Below are 17,872 nucleotides of genomic sequence, written 5' to 3'. Positions count from 1 at the left end.
GCCGACAAGCGAATAAGGGGCCGCCATTCTAGAATTGACCTTCGCACACCCCTCGCCGTCCGGCGCGGGGTGTCGTGCATTTTTCGAGCCGCTCCATGGACCTCCCCCTTCTCCCGGCCGGCAAGCGTTTCACGCTGCCGCGTCCCCCGTTGTCCGCCGATGCGCTGCTGCTGGCCCAGCTCGGCATGCGCGAGAAGGCCGCGGGCCGCGCCACTGCGATGTTCACCGCCGACGCGAACGACGCCCAGCGGCTCATCGACGAAATCGCCTTCTTCGCCCCCGAGCTGCGCTGTGCCCTCTTTCCTGACTGGGAAACGCTGCCCTACGACAGCTTCTCGCCGCACCAGGACCTGATCAGCGAGCGCCTGGCCACGCTGTGGCGCATCAGCCAGAAAGAGGCCGACGTGGTGCTGGTGCCCGCCACCACCGCGCTGTACCGGCTGGCGCCGCCCGCCTTCCTGGCCGGCTACACCTTCCAGTTCAAGGCCAAGCAGAAGCTGCAGGAGTCCAAGCTCAAGGCCCAGCTCACGCTGGCCGGCTACAGCCACGTGACGCAGGTCGTGAGCCCGGGCGAATACGCGGTGCGCGGCGGCCTGATCGACCTGTTCCCGATGGGCTCGCCGGTGCCGTTTCGCGTCGACCTGTTCGATGACGAGATCGACTCCATCCGCACCTTCGACCCGGACACCCAGCGCAGCCTCTACCCCGTGCCCGAGGTGCGCCTGCTGCCGGGCCGCGAGTTCCCGATGGACGACGACGCCCGCGCGCGCTTTCGCAGCCGCTGGCGCGAACTGCTTGAAGGCGACCCGACCAAGAGCCGCATCTACAAGGACATGGGCAACGGCGTGGCGACCGCCGGCATCGAGTACTACCTGCCGCTGTTCTTCGACGAGACGGCCACGGTGTTCGACTACCTCGGCGCCGACGCCACGGTGGTGCTGCACGGCGACCTGGAGCCCGCGTTCCAGCACTTCTGGCAGGACACGAACGAGCGCTACCGCCTGGTGCAGGGCGACCCCGAACGCCCCGCGCTGCCGCCCGAGGCGCTGTTCCTCAACGCCGAGCAGTTCTATCAGCGCGCCAAGCCGCACGCGCAGCTCGCCATCCGCGGCGACATCGCCACCGACGCGCCCTACGCCGAGTTCGACAAGCTGCCTCCCTTCGCCGTCGTGCGTGGCGCCGAAGACCCGCTGGTCGGCCTGAAGGCCCACATCGCCGCCACGCCGCACCGCGTGCTGCTGATCGCCGAGAGCGACGGCCGCCGCGAGAGCCTGCTCGACTTCCTGCGCGCCAGCGGCGTGAACCCGCCGGCCTTCGACTCGCTGGCTGAATTCGAGGCCTCGGGCGACGAGAAGATCGGCATCGCGACCGCCGCGCTGGCCTCGGGCTTCGCATGGCGCGAACAAGCCATCGACTTCGTCACCGAGACCGAGCTGTTCGCCACCGCGCCCACCACGCGCCGGCGCAACAAGAAGCAGGAACAGGTCAGCGACGTCGAGGCGCTGATCAAGGACCTGTCCGAGCTCAACGTGGGCGATCCGGTGGTGCACTCCGCGCACGGCATCGGCCGCTACCGCGGCCTGATCCACATGGACCTGGGCCAGGGCACGGACGCCGACGGCAAGCCGCTGCTGCAGGAAATGCTGCACCTGGAGTACGCCGACAAGGCCACGCTCTACGTGCCCGTGTCGCAGCTGCACCAGATCAGCCGCTACACCGGCGTGAGCGCCGACGAGGCGCCGCTGCACAAGCTGGGCTCCGGCCAGTGGGAAAAGGCCAAGCGCAAGGCCGCCGAGCAGGTGCGCGACTCGGCCGCCGAGCTGCTCAACATCTACGCCCGTCGCGCCGCGCGCGAGGGCCACGCCTTCCGCTACTCGCCGGCCGACTACGAGGTGTTTGCCAACGACTTCGGCTTCCAGGAAACCGCCGACCAGAAGGCCGCGATCCACGCCGTGGTGCAGGACATGATCTCGCCCCAGCCGATGGACCGCCTCGTGTGCGGCGACGTGGGCTTCGGCAAGACCGAGGTCGCGCTGCGCGCCGCCTTCATCGCCGTCACGGGCGGCAAGCAGGTGGCGTTTCTCGCGCCGACCACACTGCTGGCCGAGCAGCACTACCAGACACTCGTCGACCGTTTTGCCAAGTGGCCGGTGAAGGTGGCCGAGATGAGCCGCTTCCGCTCGGCCAAGGAAATCTCGGCCGCCGCCAAGGGTCTGGCCGAGGGCCAGGTCGACATCGTGGTCGGCACGCACAAGCTGCTGTCGCCGTCGATCAAGTTCAAGAACCTGGGCCTGCTCATCATCGACGAGGAGCACCGTTTCGGCGTGCGCCACAAGGAGGCGATGAAGGCGATGCGCGCCGAGGTCGACGTGCTCACGCTCACCGCCACGCCGATCCCGCGCACGCTGGGCATGGCGCTCGAAGGCCTGCGCGACCTCAGCGTGATCGCCACCGCGCCGCAGCGCCGACTGGCCATCAAGACCTTCGTGCGCAACGAGGGCACCGGCGTGATCCGCGAGGCCGTGCTGCGCGAGCTGAAGCGCGGCGGGCAGGTCTACTTTCTGCACAACGAGGTCGAGACCATCCAGAACCGGCGCCAGAAGCTCGAAGAAATCTTGCCCGAGGCCCGCATCGCCGTGGCCCACGGCCAGATGCCCGAGCGCGAGCTGGAGCGCGTGATGCGCGACTTCGTGGCCCAGCGCTACAACATGCTGCTGTGCTCGACCATCATCGAGACCGGCATCGACGTGCCCACCGCCAACACCATCGTGATGAGCCGCGCCGACAAGTTCGGCCTGGCGCAGCTGCACCAGCTGCGCGGCCGCGTCGGTCGCTCGCACCACCAAGCCTATGCGTACCTGATGGTGCCGGACACCGAAGGCCTGACCAAGCACGCTGCGCAGCGGCTCGAGGCGATCCAGCAGATGGAAGAACTGGGCTCGGGCTTCTACCTCGCGATGCACGACCTCGAAATTCGCGGCACGGGCGAAGTGCTCGGCGAGAACCAGAGCGGCAACATGATGGAGATCGGCTTCCAGCTCTACAACGAGATGCTCAGCGAAGCCGTGCGCTCACTGAAGGCCGGGCAGGAGCCCGACCTGTTGTCGCCGCTGTCGGTCACGACCGAGATCAATCTGCACGCGCCCGCCCTCTTGCCCGACGACTACTGCGGCGACGTGCACCTGCGGCTGTCGTTCTACAAGAAGCTCGCCACCGCGAAGACGCCCGACCAGATCGACACGCTGCTCGAAGAAATCGTCGACCGTTTCGGCAAGCTGCCGCCGCAGGCGCAGACGCTCATCGACACGCACCGCCTGCGCGTGCTCGCGCGGCCCTACGGCGTGATCAAGGTCGATGCCGCGCCGGGCATCATCAACATCACCTTCAAGAAGGACGCGCCGGTCGACGGCATGGCCATCATCCAGCTGATCCAGAAGAACAAGCACATCAAGCTCGCCGGCAACGAGAAGCTGCGCATCGAGCGCGAGCTGAAAGAGCCGAAGGACCGCGCGCAGATGGTGCGCGACGTGCTGCGCAGCCTCGGACAACCCCTCGTCAAGGAAATCGCCCCCGCATGAGCGCTACAGAATTTTCCCCCGGCCTCGTCCTCCAGCGCGTGAAGCCGCCGCTGAAGCTCGCCGACTTCAAGCTGATCGCGTTCGACATGGACTCGACGCTCATCAACATCGAATGCATCGACGAGATCGCCGATGCCGTCGGCAAGAAGGCCGAGGTGGCCGCAATCACCGAAGCCACGATGCGCGGCGAGATCAAGGACTTCAAGGAAAGCCTGCGCCGCCGCGTGGCGCTGCTGCAGGGCGTGCCCGTGGCCGCGCTGCAGCAGGTGTACGACGAGCGCCTGCAGCTCAACCCGGGCGCCACCGAACTGGTCTCGGCCTGCAAGGCGGCCGGCCTCAAGGTGCTGCTGGTGTCGGGCGGCTTCACCTTCTTCGCGAACCGCGTGAAGGACCGGCTGGGCATCGACTTCGCGCGCTCCAACCTGCTCGACGAAGCCGACGGCCAGCTCACCGGCCAGGTCGTGACACAAAGTTGGGGCGATATCTGCGACGGCGCCGAAAAACGCCGCACGCTGCTCGAAGTGGCGTCGCTCATGGGCATCTCGCCGCAGGAAACCATCGCCGTGGGCGACGGTGCCAACGACCTGCCGATGATGGGCGAGGCCGGGCTTTCGGTGGCCTATCACGCCAAGCCGAAGGTGCGCGAGCAGGCCATGGTGGCGATCAACGAAGGCGGTCTCGACCGCGTGCTGGAGATCCTGAAATGACATCTTCTGCAGCAGCTGCCGCCCCGCTCTACCGCGCCGACGCGCTGCGCGACTACGCCAGTGCCCTGCTGCAGAAAGCGGGCCTCGCGGCCTCGATGGCCGACAGCGTGGCACGCACGCTGGTCGAAGGCGACCTGCTGGGCCACGACACGCACGGCCTCGCGCTGCTGGCCGGCTACGTGAAAGAAATCGAATCGGGCGGCATGACGCGCGACGGCGCGCCCGAGGTGCTGTCCGACCGCCCCGCCGCCGTGCTGTGGGACGGCAAGCGCCTGCCCGGCCCCTGGCTCATGGACCAGGGCATGGACCTGCTGGTGCCGCGCGCCCGCGAACTGGGTACGGCCTCGCTCGTGATCCGCCGCAGCCACCACATCGCCTGCCTCGCGGTCTACATGCTGCGCGCACTGCAGGAAGACATGCTGATGCTGCTGGCCTGCTCCGACCCCAACACCGCCAGCGTCGCGCCCTACGGCGGCACGCAGGCCGTGTTCACGCCGAACCCGCTGGCGATGGGCTTTCCGCTGTCGCAGGGCGGCGTGATGGTCGACATCTCGGCCTCGATCACCACCAACGGCATGAGCAACCGCAAACGCGCGGCCGGCGAGACCTTCGCCGAGGAATGGCTCATCGACGCATCAGGCCAGCCGTCGAACAACCCGCAGGTGCTGTTCGACCAGCCGCCCGGCACGCTGCTGCCCGTGGGCGGCCTGAGCCACGGCCACAAGGGCTACGGCATGGCGCTGCTGGTCGAGACGCTCACGGCCGGCCTCGCAGGCCACGGCCGCGCCGACCCGCCCGAAGGCTGGGGCGCGACGGTGCACCTCACGCTGCACGACCTGAACGCCTTCGGCGGCAAGGCCGCCTTCCTGCGCCAGATGGACCACGTGGCCGCGAAATGCCGCGACAACACGCCCGCCGACCCGGTCAAGCCTGTGCGGCTGCCGGGTGAAGGCGGGTTGAAGCGTCGGGAAGCGCAATCGGCGAACGGGGTGCGGCTGCACCCGTCGATTGCGCGCTCGCTGCAGGAGGCGGAGCAGCGGCATGGCCTGCGGCTGGCGCAGGCGCTGATCATCTGACGGGGTTTATTCCTCGTCGTCGTTCTCGGCGTGCTCGGGCGCGCCCGCAGGCCTCGGCTGGCGCTTGCCGGGCTTGGCCAGGATCTCGACGTAGAACTGCGTGCCCCCCTCTTTCACCACACCGTCGATGAGGCCGGTGATGGCCGTGAGGTGGATGGTTTCGGCGGATTCCTGGGCGGTGCCGAACTTGCAGTCGAAGTCCCAGAAGTCGGCGCCTTCAGGCAGGTCGCGGCGGCGCTCGCGCTTGATGTACTTGCGAATCTCGTGCTTGACGGCTTCGAGGTGACGGTCGGGGTGCTTGCCCTCGACCTGAAGCTGGAAGGTTTTTCTCATGGTCGATGGTAACCCGGCCCCGCCTTGGGGCGGCCCGGCGGCGATGGCAGGCCCTTCACCGGTCTGGCCGCTGTGTACAGTCGGCGCATTCAACGGATTACAGGTGAAAGCATGGCACGCGCAAACGACTGGGCAAGCAAGGTGATGGCATTGGTGAACGGCGGCAACGCCCCGGCGGCCATTGCGCAGATCAAGGTCGCGCCCTCGGTCAAGGACCTGAAGGCGCTGCAGACCATCATGACGCTCTCCAAAATGAAAGGCCGCTATCCGAACGTGGATGCGGCCATTTCAGAGAACCTGGACCTGCTGGCGGCGCCCCGCCTGCACCGGTCCCCCTGACGACTTACAGGGCCTGGCCGAGGCGCTTCACGCCTTCTTCGATCTTCGCGATGTCGGCCGTCGCAAAGCTCAGGCGCAAGGTCGCCACATCGGGCTTCTCGGCGAAGAACGGCGCGCCGGGCACGAACGCCACCAGCTTTTCGATCGCACGCTTGGCCAGCTCGTTGGCATCGGCCAGCTTGCCGTTGGCACCCGTGAGGCGCGCCCAGAAGAACAAACCGCCGTTGGGCTGCGTGAAGCTCACCGCATCGCCCAGCTCGCGCGTCAGCGCCGCACCCATCGCTTGCGCACGCTGGCCGTAGACCTCGCGCACATGCGCCAGCGTGCCGGGCATGCGGCCGCTCTTGAGGTACTGCGCGGCCGTGGCCTGCGCGAAGGTGCTGGTGTGGGCGTCGCTGAACTGCTTGCACATCGTCGCCTTGGCCAGCAGCTCGGGCGGCGCGATCATCCAGCCAATGCGCAGGCCTGGGCTCAGCACCTTGCTCAGGCTGCCGCAGTGCGCCAGCAGCTCGCGGCTGCCGGGCACGTCCTTGCTGAGCGACATGATCGACGGCGGCGGCGCTTCGCCGAAGTACAGGTCGCCATACGGGTCGTCCTCGACGATCAGCGTCTGGTACTTCACCGCGAGTTCGAGCACCTTCTTGCGGCGCTCCAGCGTCAGCATCGCGCCGCTGGGGTTGCCGAAGGTCGGGATCAGGTAGACGAACTTGGGCTTGTGTTCGGCGATGAGCTTTTCGAGCTCGTCGGTCTTCACGCCGTTGGCGTCGATGGGCGCGCTGATGAGCTGCGCGCCGTACAGGCGGAAGCACTGGATGGTCGCCAGGAAGGTCGGGCCTTCGACGATCACCTTGTCGCCCGGCGAGATCATGGTCTTGCCCAGCAGATCGAGCGCCTGCTGGCTGCCGGTGGTGACGATCAGGCCGCTGGGGTCGACATCGACGCCCTTGGTCTTCATGAAATCGGAGAGCTGGTGGCGCAGCGGCTCGTAGCCTTCGGTGGCGCCGTATTGCAGGGCCGCGCCGGCTTCTTCGGTGAGCGCTTTCTGGCTCGCCTCCTTCAGGCCCTCGACGTCGAACATGGCGCTGTCGGGAAAGCCGCCCGCAAAACTGATGATGCCGGGCTTGCCCAGCAGCTTGAAGAGTTCGCGGATGGCGGAGGTTTCGACGTTGTCGAGGCGGGAGGCGAATTGCATGATGGTCAGTCTCACTTTCTGGGCGCTATTGTCTGTCGGGAAGGCGCGCGGTACGTTACGACCCCAAGGTAGTTTCTTGAATTTACTACTCAAATGGAGTATTCTGAAATTACCCCTCAAAGGTAGTAATCATGACCACCTACCCGATCGAAACGCCGCAGCAGTTGCGCACCCTGCTCAAAGCCTTGCGGCAATCGAGCCAGCTGACGCAGACAGAACTCGGCACGCGCCTGGGCGTCAGCCAGAAACGGATCGCCCGCATCGAGGCCGAGCCGGGCGTCACGAGTTTCGACCAGATGGCAAGGTTGGCCGCTGCCATGGGCTACCGCTTCGTGCTCGAGGAAGTGCCGACATCGCAGCCCGCCACCCCGGCCACTGGAGAGGCGCAGTGGTAGCCACGCACACGCTGGCCGTCTGGACCAACGGCCAGAAGGTGGGCGACTGGGAGGTGCGCGATGGCGAACATCGGTTCCAGTACGCCGAATCGTGGGTGGCCTCGCCCGCCGCGCGCCGCATCTCGCTGTCGTTGCCGTTCATGCCGGGCAATGCGGTGCATCGCGGCGAGGTGGTGCGCAACTACTTCGACAACCTGCTCCCCGACAACGATGCCATTCGCGAACGGCTGCGGCTGAAGTTCGCCACGCGCAGCATCGGCGCCTTCGACCTGCTCGGCGCCATCGGCCGCGACTGCGTGGGCGCGGTGCAGTTGATGCCATCCGACGAATCGCCCGTCGGTTTCGATCGCATCGAAGCCGAACCGCTCGACGAGGCCGGCGTCGAGCGCGCCATCGACGCCTCGCTGTCATCGGGCCATGTGCTGGGCCAGCGGGACGACGAGGAGTTCCGTATTTCCATCGCCGGCGCGCAGGAAAAAACCGCGCTGCTGCAACAAGACGACCGCTGGTACCGGCCCCTGGGCGCCACGCCGACCACCCACATCCTCAAGCTGCCGCTGGGGCTGGTCGGGAACATGCGCGCCGACATGCATTCGTCGGTCGAGAACGAATGGCTCTGCTCGCGCATCGTCGAGGCCTTCGGCCTGCCCGTGGCGCATTGCGGCATCGAAGTGTTCGGTGCGCGCAAGGTCCTCGTGGTGCGCCGCTTCGATCGCGCCATGCAGCACGCCAGCACGCCGCAGGAATGGATCGCACGGCTACCACAGGAAGACTTCTGCCAGGCCCTCGGCGTGCCGGGCACGCAGAAATACGAAGCGGACGGCGGCCCCGGCATGCGCGAGATCCTGCGCGTGCTCGATGGCAGCGCGCAGGCGGCCGCCGACAAGCTCCACTTCGTGAAAGCGCAGATGCTGTTCTGGCTGCTCGCCGCCACCGACGGCCACGCGAAGAACTTCTCGATCTTCCTGGAGCGCGGCGGCGGCTACCGCCTCGCGCCGCTGTACGACGTGCTGTCCGCGTGGCCGGTCATCGGCGCGGGCCCGAATCACATCAGCTGGCACAAGGCCAAGCTCGCCATGGCGATCCGCGGGCGCAACGCGCATTGGAAGCTGGCCGACATCCAGCCGCGCCACTGGGACGTCATCGCCAAACTCGCGGGCCTGGGCGATGCACAGGCCCTGCGCGCGGACCTCATCGATGCGGTGCCAGGCGTCATTGCACGCGTCGAAGCGCAACTGCCCCCTCAATTCCCCGAACAGGTGGCGAGCGCCATCTTCGACGGCATGAAAGCCAATGCCAAGCGCCTTGCCGTCGCCTCCCAAGCCCCATGAAAAAATCCGACATCCCCCTCTTCTTCGCGACCCTGCAGGCCGCCAACCCCGAGCCGCGCACGGAGCTCGAATACACCACGCCCTTCGAGCTGCTGGCCGCGGTGCTGCTGTCGGCGCAGGCCACCGACGTGGGGGTGAACAAGGCGACGCGCCGGCTCTATCCGGTGGCGAACACGCCGCAGGCGATCCTCGACCTGGGGGTCGAAGGGCTGGAGTCGTACATCAAGACGATCGGGCTGTACCGCAGCAAGGCCAAGCACCTGATCGAGGCCTGCCGGATGTTGGTCGAGCTGCACGGCGGCGAGGTGCCGCGCACGCGCGCCGAGCTCGAGGCGCTGCCGGGCGTCGGGCGCAAGACGGCGAATGTGGTGCTCAACGTGGCCTTCGGCGAGGAGACCATCGCGGTCGACACGCACATCTTCCGCATCGGCAACCGCACCGGGCTCGCGCCCGGCAAGACGCCGCTGGACGTGGAACTCAAGCTCGAAAAGCGCATCCCACCCGAGTACCGCCTGCACGCACACCACTGGCTGATCCTGCACGGGCGCTATGTCTGCGTGGCGCGCAAGCCGCGCTGCTGGGAATGCGCGGTCTCCACCTTCTGCGCGTTCAAGCCCAAGACGCCGGCCCCCAAGACCGCCTGAGCGGCACCACACACATCGCACATGACGACAACCACGATTTTCAAGAAGACGACGCCCGCCGCCCTCCTCCTGCTCGCCGCGCTTTGCAGTGCGGGCTCCGCCTGGTCGCGCGACGGCGTGCTGCCGCCGGAGACGATGGCGCTCTACGGCGGGCGCTGGTCCTCCGACTGCGCCAACGCCGCCGCGCCGACGCTGCAGGTGCGTGAAGACATGCTGATCGCCGAGCGCGGCAAGCGCCGCGTCGTCGGCCGCGAACCGGACACGGCGCACAGCTTCTTCGGCAACCAGGCGCCGCCGCCGAACTTCGACGTCGCGCTGATGAGCCGCGTGGACAAGGGCGACCACGCGATGATGAATTTCCTGGTCTTTCGCGATGCGCGCGGCCAGTCGATCACGCTGAAGGCCGACAAGCCGGTGATGGGCCAGTTGGGGCCGGAGCTGATGAAGCCACGCTACTGGCGCTGCGACGGTCCGGCGCGCGCCGCAACGCCGCCTGCCGAGCCCGCGACCGCCACGCCCAAGCCGCCGGCCCCGGCCACAGGCAGCCCGGCGGCCCTCGCCCGGGGCCCGGCGATGGACAAGGCCTGGCGCGCCGCGCTGGGCACGCGCGAAACCGAGCGTTGGCTGGTGCGCCGCGAAGGTCCGGCGCCTGAGCCGCAATGGGTGACGGTCAACGGCACGCGCTACCTGCTGCATGCCTTCTGCAAGCCACACGACTGCCACGACCACAACGCCATCGCGCTCTACGACCAGGGCTCCGGCCGGCTCTATGGCCTGGTGCAACGCAACGGGCAGAACCAGCTTGTGGGCGGACCTTCGCCGCAGTTCGCGGGGCAGCTCGACCGGCTCTGGCGCGAGCAGTGGCGCGCCAAGAACTGATGGTGCCTCGTCAGGCGACCGGCGCCGCGACCACGCGCCAGTCGCCGAAAGCCGCCGCGTCGTTGGGCCATTGATCGGCCCGTTCGGGGCATGACACGCCCTGCGACAGCAACTGCACCGCCCGCAGCACGCCGGCATGCGTGACCCACAGCGCATCGGCGCCGGTCGCCAGCCAGTCGGCATGGGCTGAAGCCACGCGCTGCATGAAGACGCGCACGCTCTCACCGTCGCCGCCCGCCGGGGCGTCGGCGAAACGGGTCGTCCAGGCCTCGAACTCTTCGCGGGCCACAGCGGACCACAGGCGCCCTTCCCAGGCGCCGAAATTCATCTCGGCCAGCCGCACATCGCGGCGCACCGAGAGATCGGGCCGCAGCGCGGCAATGGCGTCGGCCAGCATGGCGCAGCGCCGCAGCGGCGAACTCCACAGCACGATGCCGGCCGGCAGCACTGAGGCGATGCGCGCGGCGGCGGCCTGCGTTCCGTCGGCGTGCGCGTCGAGGTCGGTCGCGCCGTAGCACAGGCCCGCCGGTGCGATCACCGGCGCGTGGCGCTGCAGCCAGAGCTGGGCCGTCGCCGTGCTCATGCCTTCCACGCCAACGCCAGGTAGATCGCCAGTTCACACACCTGCTGCGTGGCGCCGAGCCCGTCGCCCGTGAAGCCTTGCAGGCGACGCACGAAGAGCCGCGCCATCCAGCCGCCCGCGAGCACCAGCGCGACAAGTGCCGCGCCCACGTGTACTGCGTCGTGCGCGCACAGCAGCAGCGCCACGGCCGGCGCGGCCCAGAGCACGGCGACGAGCAGCGCACCGCCGCTGATCGCGTCGGCCAGCGGCTTGGCCTTGCTGCCACTGCTGTCGCCCACGTAGGGCAGCCAGCGGATCAGGAACAGCGGCGCCAGCCGCGACAGCACATGCGCGCCGACGATGGACACCGCGGCCACATCGAGCCCGCGCGCGGCCAACGCAGCGAGCAGGCCGAACTTCAGGCCCAGCGCCAGCACCAGCGCGACCGCACCGAAGGCGCCGATGCGCGAGTCCTTCATGATCTCCAGCGCCCGCTCGCGGCTGGCCGAACCGCCAAGGCCATCGGCCACGTCGGCCAGGCCGTCTTCGTGGAAGGCGCCCGTGAGCATCACGGTGGCGACAGTGCTCAGCACGGCCGCCGCAAAGGCCCCGGCGGCGCCCGGCAGGCCGGCGCCCACGGCGACGAACACCGCTGCGGCCACCCCACCCGCGATCCAGCCGATGGCCGGTAGGTGCGCCGCGGCGGCGCGCAGCATCTGCGGGCTGAAACCGACCCAGGCGGCGAGTTTTCCCGTCACCGGCACGCGGGTGAAGAACTGGACGGCCAGCAGGAAATGGCGCACGCCGTTCATTGCTGGCGCGACACACCCGCCGATTCGAAGCTCGCCATCTCGCGCAGGATGCGGCAGGCCGATTCGAGCAGCGGCCACGCCAGCGCACCGCCCGAGCCTTCGCCCAGGCGCAGGTCGAGGTTCAGCAAGGGCTCGAGCCCGAGATGCTTCAGCAGCAGCGCATGCCCCGGCTCGGCCGAGCTGTGCGCCGCCACGCAGCGCTGCTTCACCTGCGGACGGATCGCCTGCGCGACGAGCACGGCGGCGCTGGCGATGAAGCCATCGACCACGATCACGCGCCGCTCCTGCGCCGCCTGCAGCACCGCGCCGACCAACGTCGCCACCTCGAAGCCGCCGAACGCGGCCAGCGCTTCGAGCGGCGCGATCGCGCCGGCGTGCAATGCGAGCACCTCGCGCAGCACTTCGCGCTTGCGTGCGAGGCCGTCGGCGTCGAGCCCCGTTCCGGCGCCGGTGCACAGGCCGATCTCCAGCCCGGCCAGGCGCGACAGCAGCAGCGCGGCAGACGAGCTGTTGCCGATGCCCATTTCGCCCAGCAGCAGCGCGTTGCCCGGCAGCGCACGCACGACCTCGCGGCCATTGGCGATGGCCCGAGCGCACTGTTCGGGCGTCATGGCGGGGCCAGCCGACGCGTCGGCCGTGCCGGCGGCGATGCGCCGTGACACCAGGCCGGGGCGCGGCTGGAAGTCGCGTCGCACGCCGCAATCGACCACGGTGAGCGCCAGGCCGTGCTGGCGCGCCAGCACGCTCACGGCCGCACCGCCGGCCAGGAAGTTCTCGACCATCTGCCAGGTCACGTCACTCGGGTAGGCCGACACGCCGCGCGCCGCCAGCCCGTGGTCGCCCGCGCACACCAGCATCTGCGGCGCGTCGAGCACGGGCTGCTCGGTGCCGAGGATGGCGCCGATGCGCAGCGCCAGCACTTCGAGGCGGCCCAGTGCGCCGACCGGCTTGGTCTTGTTGTCGAGCGCGGCCTGCAGGCGCGCCGCGAGCGCGGCGTCGGCGATGTCTGGAACGGCGGGAATCAAATCGGTGTCGGTCATGCGATCAGGCCAGCGAGCACGCCGGCGTCGAAGTGGGTGTCGATGAAGTCGGCCAGGCCGTCGAAGGTGGCGTCCAACGTGGGCGCCGTGGTGCCGAACAGCGCCTGCAGCGCGGCCGGGTCTTCGAACAGGCCGTGCAGATAGAGGCCCAGCACGTTGCCGCGCGCGTTCTGCCAGGCCAGGCCCTCGGGCATCACGGCACGGCCGTCGTGGGCCAGTTGCGGGTGGGCCGCGGTCTGGCCGTGGTGGATTTCATAACCGGCAATGCGCACGCCCGACAGCGCGGCCCAGGGGCCCGCGACAAGGTCGCTGGCGAAGGTCGCCTCGCGGTGCCGCACGGTCTTCTCGCGCTCGAACACAGTCACGAGCGGCAGCAACCCGAGCCCCGGTGCGTTGCCATCGATGCCGTGCGGATCGACCAGCGCCTCGCCCAGCATCTGCAGCCCGCCGCAAACACCCAGCACCGCGCCGCCGCGCCCCGCGTGCTCGGCCACCGCACGGTCCAACCCCTGCGCACGCAGCCAGGCCAGGTCGCCGCTCGTGTGCTTGGAGCCCGGCAGCACGATCCAGTCGGCGCCGGCCACGTCGGCCGGCGTGCGGGCCCAGACCAGGCGCACGCCGGGCACGTTCTTCAGCGCCTGGAATTCGTCGAGGTTGCTCAGGCGCGGGTACGCGACCACCGCCACGGTGCGCGTGACCACGCCGCTGGCGCGGCTGCGGTCGTCGAACACGCCGTCTTCCTCGGGCAGGCCGTGCTGCCACCACATCGGCAGCGTCGCCACGGTGGGCACGCCGGTCAGCTCTTGCAGCTGCTGCGGCGCGGGCGCCAGCAGCGAGGCATCGCCCCGGAATTTGTTGAGCACGAAGCCGTTGATCAGCGCCCGGTCGGCCTCGGGCAGCAGCGCCCAGGTGCCGTACAGGTGGGCGAAGGCACCCCCGCGGTCGATGTCGGTTGCGAGCAGGCAGCGCGCCTGGGCATGGCGGGCGACGCGCATGTTGACGATGTCGCTGGCCATGAGGTTGATCTCGGCCGGCGAACCCGCGCCTTCGATCACGACCACGTCGTTCTCGGCACGCAGCTCGTCGAAGGCCTGCACGATCTGCGGCCAGACGCGTTCGCTGCGCCCGCGCCACGGCAGGGTCGACAGCGACTCGCTCACCTGCCCCATCAGCACCAGCTGGCTGTGGGTGTCGCGCTCGGGCTTGAGCAGCAGCGGGTTCATGCGCACGTCGGGCACGGCGTTGGCGGCCAGGGCCTGGAAGTACTGGGCGCTGCCGATCTCGCCGCCCTCGACCACGCGGGCGTTGTTGCTCATGTTCTGCGCCTTGAACGGCGCCACCCGCAACCCCTGGCGCGCATACCAGCGGCACAGCGCGGTGGCCAGCCAGCTCTTGCCGGCGCCGCTCGTGGTGCCCAGGACCATGACGCAGCGCGCCGGCCCGTTTGTCGCTCTAGAACTCATCGGGAGATTGTCGTTGAGCGCCGAACTGAAACCGGAAGGCCGACTCAGACGTACCAAGGGAGGCGGCCCCTTCGGGCTGCCTCCGGAAAATCATGTCCGCCCTCAACCACCTGGCGCTCACCGTCGAAGAAACCGAACCGGGCCGGTTCCGCTGGGTCCTGCTCGAAGCACAGGACAACGGCGACGCCGAGGCGCTCGACTACCGCGTCTACCGCCGGGCCGTGCGCGCCGAAGGCAGCTATTCGAACGCGCTGGCGATGGGCGTGGCGCAGCTGCAGAAGCTCAGCGCCACGGCCTCGCCCGACGCCAGCGACTGAGCGCGCTCACTCAGGGCGAGAAGCCCGAACGCCGCACCACCGGCTCCCACTGCTGGCGGTAGGCCTTGAGCATCTGCACGGTCTCGGCATTGCTGCTGACCACCGGCCGGATGTACAGCGCATCAGCCGCCTTCTGCAGCCCCGGGTCCTGCATCACCTCGCGGATCTTGCCGGCCAGCAACTGCACCTTGGCGGGCGGCATGCTGCTCGGCGCGAAGAAGGTGTTCCAGCCGTCGGCATCGATCTTCATGCCGGCCTCGCGGAAGGTCGGCACGGCGGGCGCGAAGCTCGCGCGCTTCTTGCCCGACACGGCCAGGATGCGGATCTTGCCGGCCACGTGCTGCGCATAGAGCGAGTCCAGCGTGTCGATGGCGATCGGCAGCGAACCGCCGCTCAGGTCGGCCAGCAGCGGCGCCGAGCCGCCGTAGCCCTTGATCTGCGGCTGCACGCTCAAGGCATCGCCCACCATCAGGCCGAAGAAGTGCGGCAGGCTGCCCGTTGCCGGCACGCCGAACACCGCCTCCTCGGGATGCGCCCAAAGCCGGCCCACGAGGAACATCGCGCGGTCGAGCTGCAGCTTCTGGCCCACGGCCAGCGCGAAGTCGTAGCTGCTGACCTGCGTGACCGGCACGAAGTCCTTGTCGGGGTCGTAGCCGGCGTCCTTGAGCACGAGCGGCGCCACCATCATCACGGCGGGGTTGCCGAGCATCAGCACGTTCTCGCTCGCGGGCGCGCGCCGCAATTGCTTGGCCGCCAGACGGCCGCCCTCGCCCGCACGGTTTTCCACCGTCACCGCCACGCCGAGTTGGGGGCCGAGCCGCTCGGCGATCAGCCGCGCGATCCGGTCGGTGCTGCCGCCGGGCGCATAGCCGACGACCAGCGTGAGCGGGCCCTCGAGCGCTGGCGCTGGCGTCTGTGCCTGCGCGGGCACCACGGCGCCGCCGATCGCGAGCGCGAGGCAGCTGGCGGCGAGGCTTCGCCGGGACCAAAGAAAGGGCATGGGATCTCCTGTATCGCCGGCGGCAGGTGGCCGGCTTTTGTTACGTTGTTTATATTCAGGTAACAAATAGTTGATCTAATCCATCATTGCCCGCCGAGGCGGCGCCACCACACCCTCGACCCCGTGAGTTCTTCCGTGCCAGCCTTCCCCGACGCGGCCGCGCTGCTCGCGCCCCGCTCCCTCGACGACCTTCTGCTTTACCGGCTCTCGCGCGCCGCGCGCGCCGGCAGCGGCATGGCCACGCGCCTCGTCGAAGGTGGTTTCGGCATCACGCGCCGCGAATGGGGAATGATCGGCACGCTCGCGCAGACCGGAGAGATCACCTCCTCCACGCTGTCGGAACAACTGAACCTGGACCGCGTGCGCACCTCGCGCGGACTGGGCAGCCTGGTCGAAAAGCAGTTGGTGGAACGGCGCCGGGACGCCAAGGACCGCCGCGAGGTGCATGTCCAACTGAGCCCGGCAGGACGCCAGCTCTATGACGACCTGTTCTCGCGGGTGGCCGACCTCAACACCGGCCTGCTCGAAGGCATGGACCCCGCGCACATCGAGATCCTGCTGCAATGCCTGCAGCGGCTCGAGCAGCGCGGCAGCGCGCTGAGCGCGCAAGGCCTGGTGCCCGAGAAGGCCGACCGCCGTTCGGGCGGCACGCGCCACCGCTGGCCGATGCGGGGCGCGTAGGGCCTGCGGGCCCGCTCAGCTCTGCGGGCCGCGCGGTGCGTCGGCCGACGCCACGGCACCCGGCACTTCCCAGCCGCCGCCGATCGCGCGGATCAGCCCCACGGTCGCCTGGTACTGGGCCGACTTCACCTGCAGCGCCTGGCGCCGGTTGCGCAGCTCGCTGCGGCGCGCGTCGAGCAGGTCGAGCTGGCTCACGTAGCCGTTGCGATAGCGCGTGTCCGACAGGCTGGTGGCGCGCTGCGCCGAGGTCACGGCCTGCGCCTGCACCACCGACTGCTCCTGCAGGATGCGGATCGCGGCCAGCTGGTCTTCGACCTCCTGGAACGCCACCAGCACCTGCGAGCGGTAGCTGGCCAGCGCACCGTCGAGCTGGGCGTTGGCACCCTGTACGCCGGCTTCGCGACGGCCGCCGTCGAAGATCGGCAGCGACAGCAGCGCGCCCACGCCCCACGAGCGGGCTGACCACTTGAAGAGGTCGCCGATCTCGGGCGAGGCGTAGCCGGCCGCGCCGGTCAGCGAGATGTTCGGGAACCACGCGGTCTGCGCCACGCCCACGCGGGCCTGCGCCGCCATGACAGCGCTCTGCGCGGCCGACACGTCGGGCCGGCGCGTGAGCACGGTGGACGGCACGCCCGGCGGAATGACCGGCAGCGCGGTGCCCCAGTCGTCGGGCCGCATGCCGAAGCTGGAGGCCGAATCGCCCACCAGCACGGCCAGCGCGTGTTCCACCTGGGCCCGCTGGCGGTCGAGCGCGAGCGCGTCCGATTCGGTGGACGACACCTCGGTCTGCACGCGCGCCACGTCGAGCTCGGCGATGTCGCCGGCCTGCTGGCGGCGCTGCGTCAGGCGCAGCGTGTCGCGGTAGGCGGCGACCGATTCGCGCACCAGCACGCGTTCGGCATCGAGCGCGCGCAGCTGCAGGTAGGTCTGCGCCACTTCGGCCTGCACCGCGAGCCGGGTGCTCTGCAGCAGCGCCTCGCGGCCCGCCGCGTCGAGCTTGGCCGCATCGGCCGCGCCCGAGAGACGACCGAACAGGTCGACCTCGTACGAGAACGTGGCGCCGATGTTGGTCATGGTGCCCGGCCGGGTGCTGGCCGTGGCCTTGTCCAGGCCCGCACCGCGGTTGGCGCCGGCGCCCAGGCCGATCTGCGGCAGGCGGTCGGCCTGCGCGCTGCGTGCCAGCGCACGGGCCTCGGCCAGCCGCGCGGCGGCGGCCTGGATGTTGGCGTTGTCGACCGCGGCACGCTCGACGAGCGTGTTGAGCACCGGGTCGTTGAACGCCAGCCACCACTCGCCGCGCGGTTGCGCCTCGGCGGGCGTGGCCCGGGTGAAGCCGGCCGGCGCCGTGGCGCCCGGTTGCTGCTGCGGCTGTTCCTTGAACTGGGCCGCGGTCGGCACCGAAGGCATGCCCGAAGGCACGCTGGCGCAACCTGCCAGCACGAGGGCTGCCACCAGCGGCAGCATGGCGGTGCGCAGCGGGCGCATCAGGGTGGGGATTCCGAATGTCATGGAAAACCTTCTTT

The 17,872-nt window shown here is 69.4% G+C and carries 18 protein-coding genes; 10 read left to right on the top strand and 8 right to left on the bottom strand.

From position 1 onward, the window contains the following. Positions 1-95 precede the first annotated feature (95 nt). From mfd to IG196_RS13575, 3 genes are read left to right on the top strand one after another with little or no spacing between them, the layout of a single operon-like run. Positions 96-3,578: a transcription-repair coupling factor gene (mfd, locus tag IG196_RS13585; protein WP_192196567.1), complete on the top strand. Its 3,483-nt coding sequence runs from the start codon at positions 96-98 to the stop codon at positions 3,576-3,578. Next, positions 3,575-4,285, top strand: coding sequence for a phosphoserine phosphatase SerB (serB, locus tag IG196_RS13580; RefSeq protein ID WP_192196566.1), 711 nt, complete (start codon positions 3,575-3,577; stop codon positions 4,283-4,285). The genes mfd and serB overlap by 4 nt, the downstream gene beginning before the upstream one ends. Next, positions 4,282-5,361, top strand: a complete 1,080-nt coding sequence (locus IG196_RS13575) for an Ldh family oxidoreductase (RefSeq protein WP_192196565.1) — start codon at positions 4,282-4,284, stop codon at positions 5,359-5,361. Before serB ends, IG196_RS13575 begins: the two co-directional genes overlap by 4 nt. Positions 5,362-5,367: 6 nt before the next feature. On the opposite strand, the gene IG196_RS13570 is transcribed toward IG196_RS13575, so the two are convergent. After that, positions 5,368-5,694: a DUF6172 family protein gene (locus IG196_RS13570; protein WP_153284456.1), complete on the bottom strand. Its 327-nt coding sequence runs from the start codon at positions 5,692-5,694 to the stop codon at positions 5,368-5,370. Positions 5,695-5,805: 111 nt separating this feature from the next. On the opposite strand from IG196_RS13570, the gene IG196_RS13565 reads away from it, so the two are divergent. Continuing rightward, positions 5,806-6,033, top strand: coding sequence for a hypothetical protein (locus IG196_RS13565; protein WP_056581383.1), 228 nt, complete (start codon positions 5,806-5,808; stop codon positions 6,031-6,033). Between the two features lie 4 nt (positions 6,034-6,037). Here the strand turns inward: IG196_RS13565 and IG196_RS13560 are convergent, their stop codons facing one another. Next, the gene (locus tag IG196_RS13560) at positions 6,038-7,225 is read right to left on the bottom strand and encodes a PLP-dependent aminotransferase family protein (protein ID WP_192196564.1); all 1,188 of its coding nucleotides are present in this window, start codon (positions 7,223-7,225) and stop codon (positions 6,038-6,040) included. Between the two features lie 131 nt (positions 7,226-7,356). On the opposite strand from IG196_RS13560, the gene IG196_RS13555 reads away from it, so the two are divergent. Genes IG196_RS13555 through IG196_RS13540 form a run of 4 tightly spaced genes read left to right on the top strand, consistent with a single transcriptional unit; the run spans position 7,357 to position 10,474 of the window. Continuing rightward, the gene (locus tag IG196_RS13555; RefSeq protein ID WP_192196563.1) at positions 7,357-7,620 is read left to right on the top strand and encodes a helix-turn-helix domain-containing protein; all 264 of its coding nucleotides are present in this window, start codon (positions 7,357-7,359) and stop codon (positions 7,618-7,620) included. Further along, positions 7,614-8,951, top strand: coding sequence for a type II toxin-antitoxin system HipA family toxin (locus IG196_RS13550; protein WP_192196562.1), 1,338 nt, complete (start codon positions 7,614-7,616; stop codon positions 8,949-8,951). The genes IG196_RS13555 and IG196_RS13550 overlap by 7 nt, the downstream gene beginning before the upstream one ends. Next, entirely contained in the window at positions 8,948-9,595 is a 648-nt protein-coding gene (nth, locus tag IG196_RS13545) for an endonuclease III (RefSeq protein ID WP_192196561.1), read from the top strand. Before IG196_RS13550 ends, nth begins: the two co-directional genes overlap by 4 nt. Before the next feature lie 21 nt (positions 9,596-9,616). Next, positions 9,617-10,474, top strand: a complete 858-nt coding sequence (locus IG196_RS13540; protein ID WP_192196560.1) for an Ivy family c-type lysozyme inhibitor — start codon at positions 9,617-9,619, stop codon at positions 10,472-10,474. A 10-nt stretch (positions 10,475-10,484) separates the two neighbouring features. Here the strand turns inward: IG196_RS13540 and IG196_RS13535 are convergent, their stop codons facing one another. From IG196_RS13535 to IG196_RS13520, 4 genes are read right to left on the bottom strand one after another with little or no spacing between them, the layout of a single operon-like run. After that, complete coding sequence (locus IG196_RS13535) at positions 10,485-11,057, bottom strand: histidine phosphatase family protein (RefSeq protein ID WP_192196559.1); 573 nt, start codon at positions 11,055-11,057, stop codon at positions 10,485-10,487. Next, positions 11,054-11,848 carry an adenosylcobinamide-GDP ribazoletransferase gene (locus IG196_RS13530; RefSeq protein ID WP_192196558.1) on the bottom strand — a complete coding sequence of 265 codons (795 nt, stop codon included), beginning with the start codon at positions 11,846-11,848 and terminating at the stop codon, positions 11,054-11,056. The genes IG196_RS13535 and IG196_RS13530 overlap by 4 nt, the downstream gene beginning before the upstream one ends. Then, entirely contained in the window at positions 11,845-12,888 is a 1,044-nt protein-coding gene (gene cobT, locus IG196_RS13525; protein ID WP_192196557.1) for a nicotinate-nucleotide--dimethylbenzimidazole phosphoribosyltransferase, read from the bottom strand. The genes IG196_RS13530 and cobT overlap by 4 nt, the downstream gene beginning before the upstream one ends. After that, entirely contained in the window at positions 12,885-14,351 is a 1,467-nt protein-coding gene (locus IG196_RS13520) for a cobyric acid synthase (protein WP_192196556.1), read from the bottom strand. Before IG196_RS13520 ends, cobT begins: the two co-directional genes overlap by 4 nt. 92 nt (positions 14,352-14,443) lie before the next feature. Between IG196_RS13520 and IG196_RS13515 the strand changes: the two genes are divergently transcribed. Further along, positions 14,444-14,668 (top strand): hypothetical protein, encoded by a 225-nt coding sequence (locus tag IG196_RS13515; RefSeq protein ID WP_192196555.1) that lies wholly within the window; start codon positions 14,444-14,446, stop codon positions 14,666-14,668. 10 nt (positions 14,669-14,678) lie between these two features. On the opposite strand, the gene IG196_RS13510 is transcribed toward IG196_RS13515, so the two are convergent. Beyond that, on the bottom strand, positions 14,679-15,668 hold the full coding sequence (locus IG196_RS13510; RefSeq protein ID WP_192196554.1) for a tripartite tricarboxylate transporter substrate-binding protein: 990 nt from the start codon (positions 15,666-15,668) through the stop codon (positions 14,679-14,681). Positions 15,669-15,803: 135 nt separating this feature from the next. Here IG196_RS13510 and IG196_RS13505 point away from each other — a divergent pair, with 135 nt between their 5' ends. Beyond that, complete coding sequence (locus IG196_RS13505; RefSeq protein WP_192197003.1) at positions 15,804-16,349, top strand: MarR family winged helix-turn-helix transcriptional regulator; 546 nt, start codon at positions 15,804-15,806, stop codon at positions 16,347-16,349. A 15-nt stretch (positions 16,350-16,364) separates the two neighbouring features. Here the strand turns inward: IG196_RS13505 and IG196_RS13500 are convergent, their stop codons facing one another. Further along, positions 16,365-17,858 carry an efflux transporter outer membrane subunit gene (locus IG196_RS13500; RefSeq protein WP_192196553.1) on the bottom strand — a complete coding sequence of 498 codons (1,494 nt, stop codon included), beginning with the start codon at positions 17,856-17,858 and terminating at the stop codon, positions 16,365-16,367. Between the last annotated feature and the right edge of the window lie 14 nt (positions 17,859-17,872).

The sequence above is a fragment of the Variovorax sp. 38R genome (genome assembly GCF_014843395.1).
Lineage (GTDB): Bacteria > Pseudomonadota > Gammaproteobacteria > Burkholderiales > Burkholderiaceae_C > Variovorax > Variovorax paradoxus_H.
Note: the sequence above shows the minus strand (reverse complement) of the source record. Positions and strands in the feature narration are given on the sequence as shown.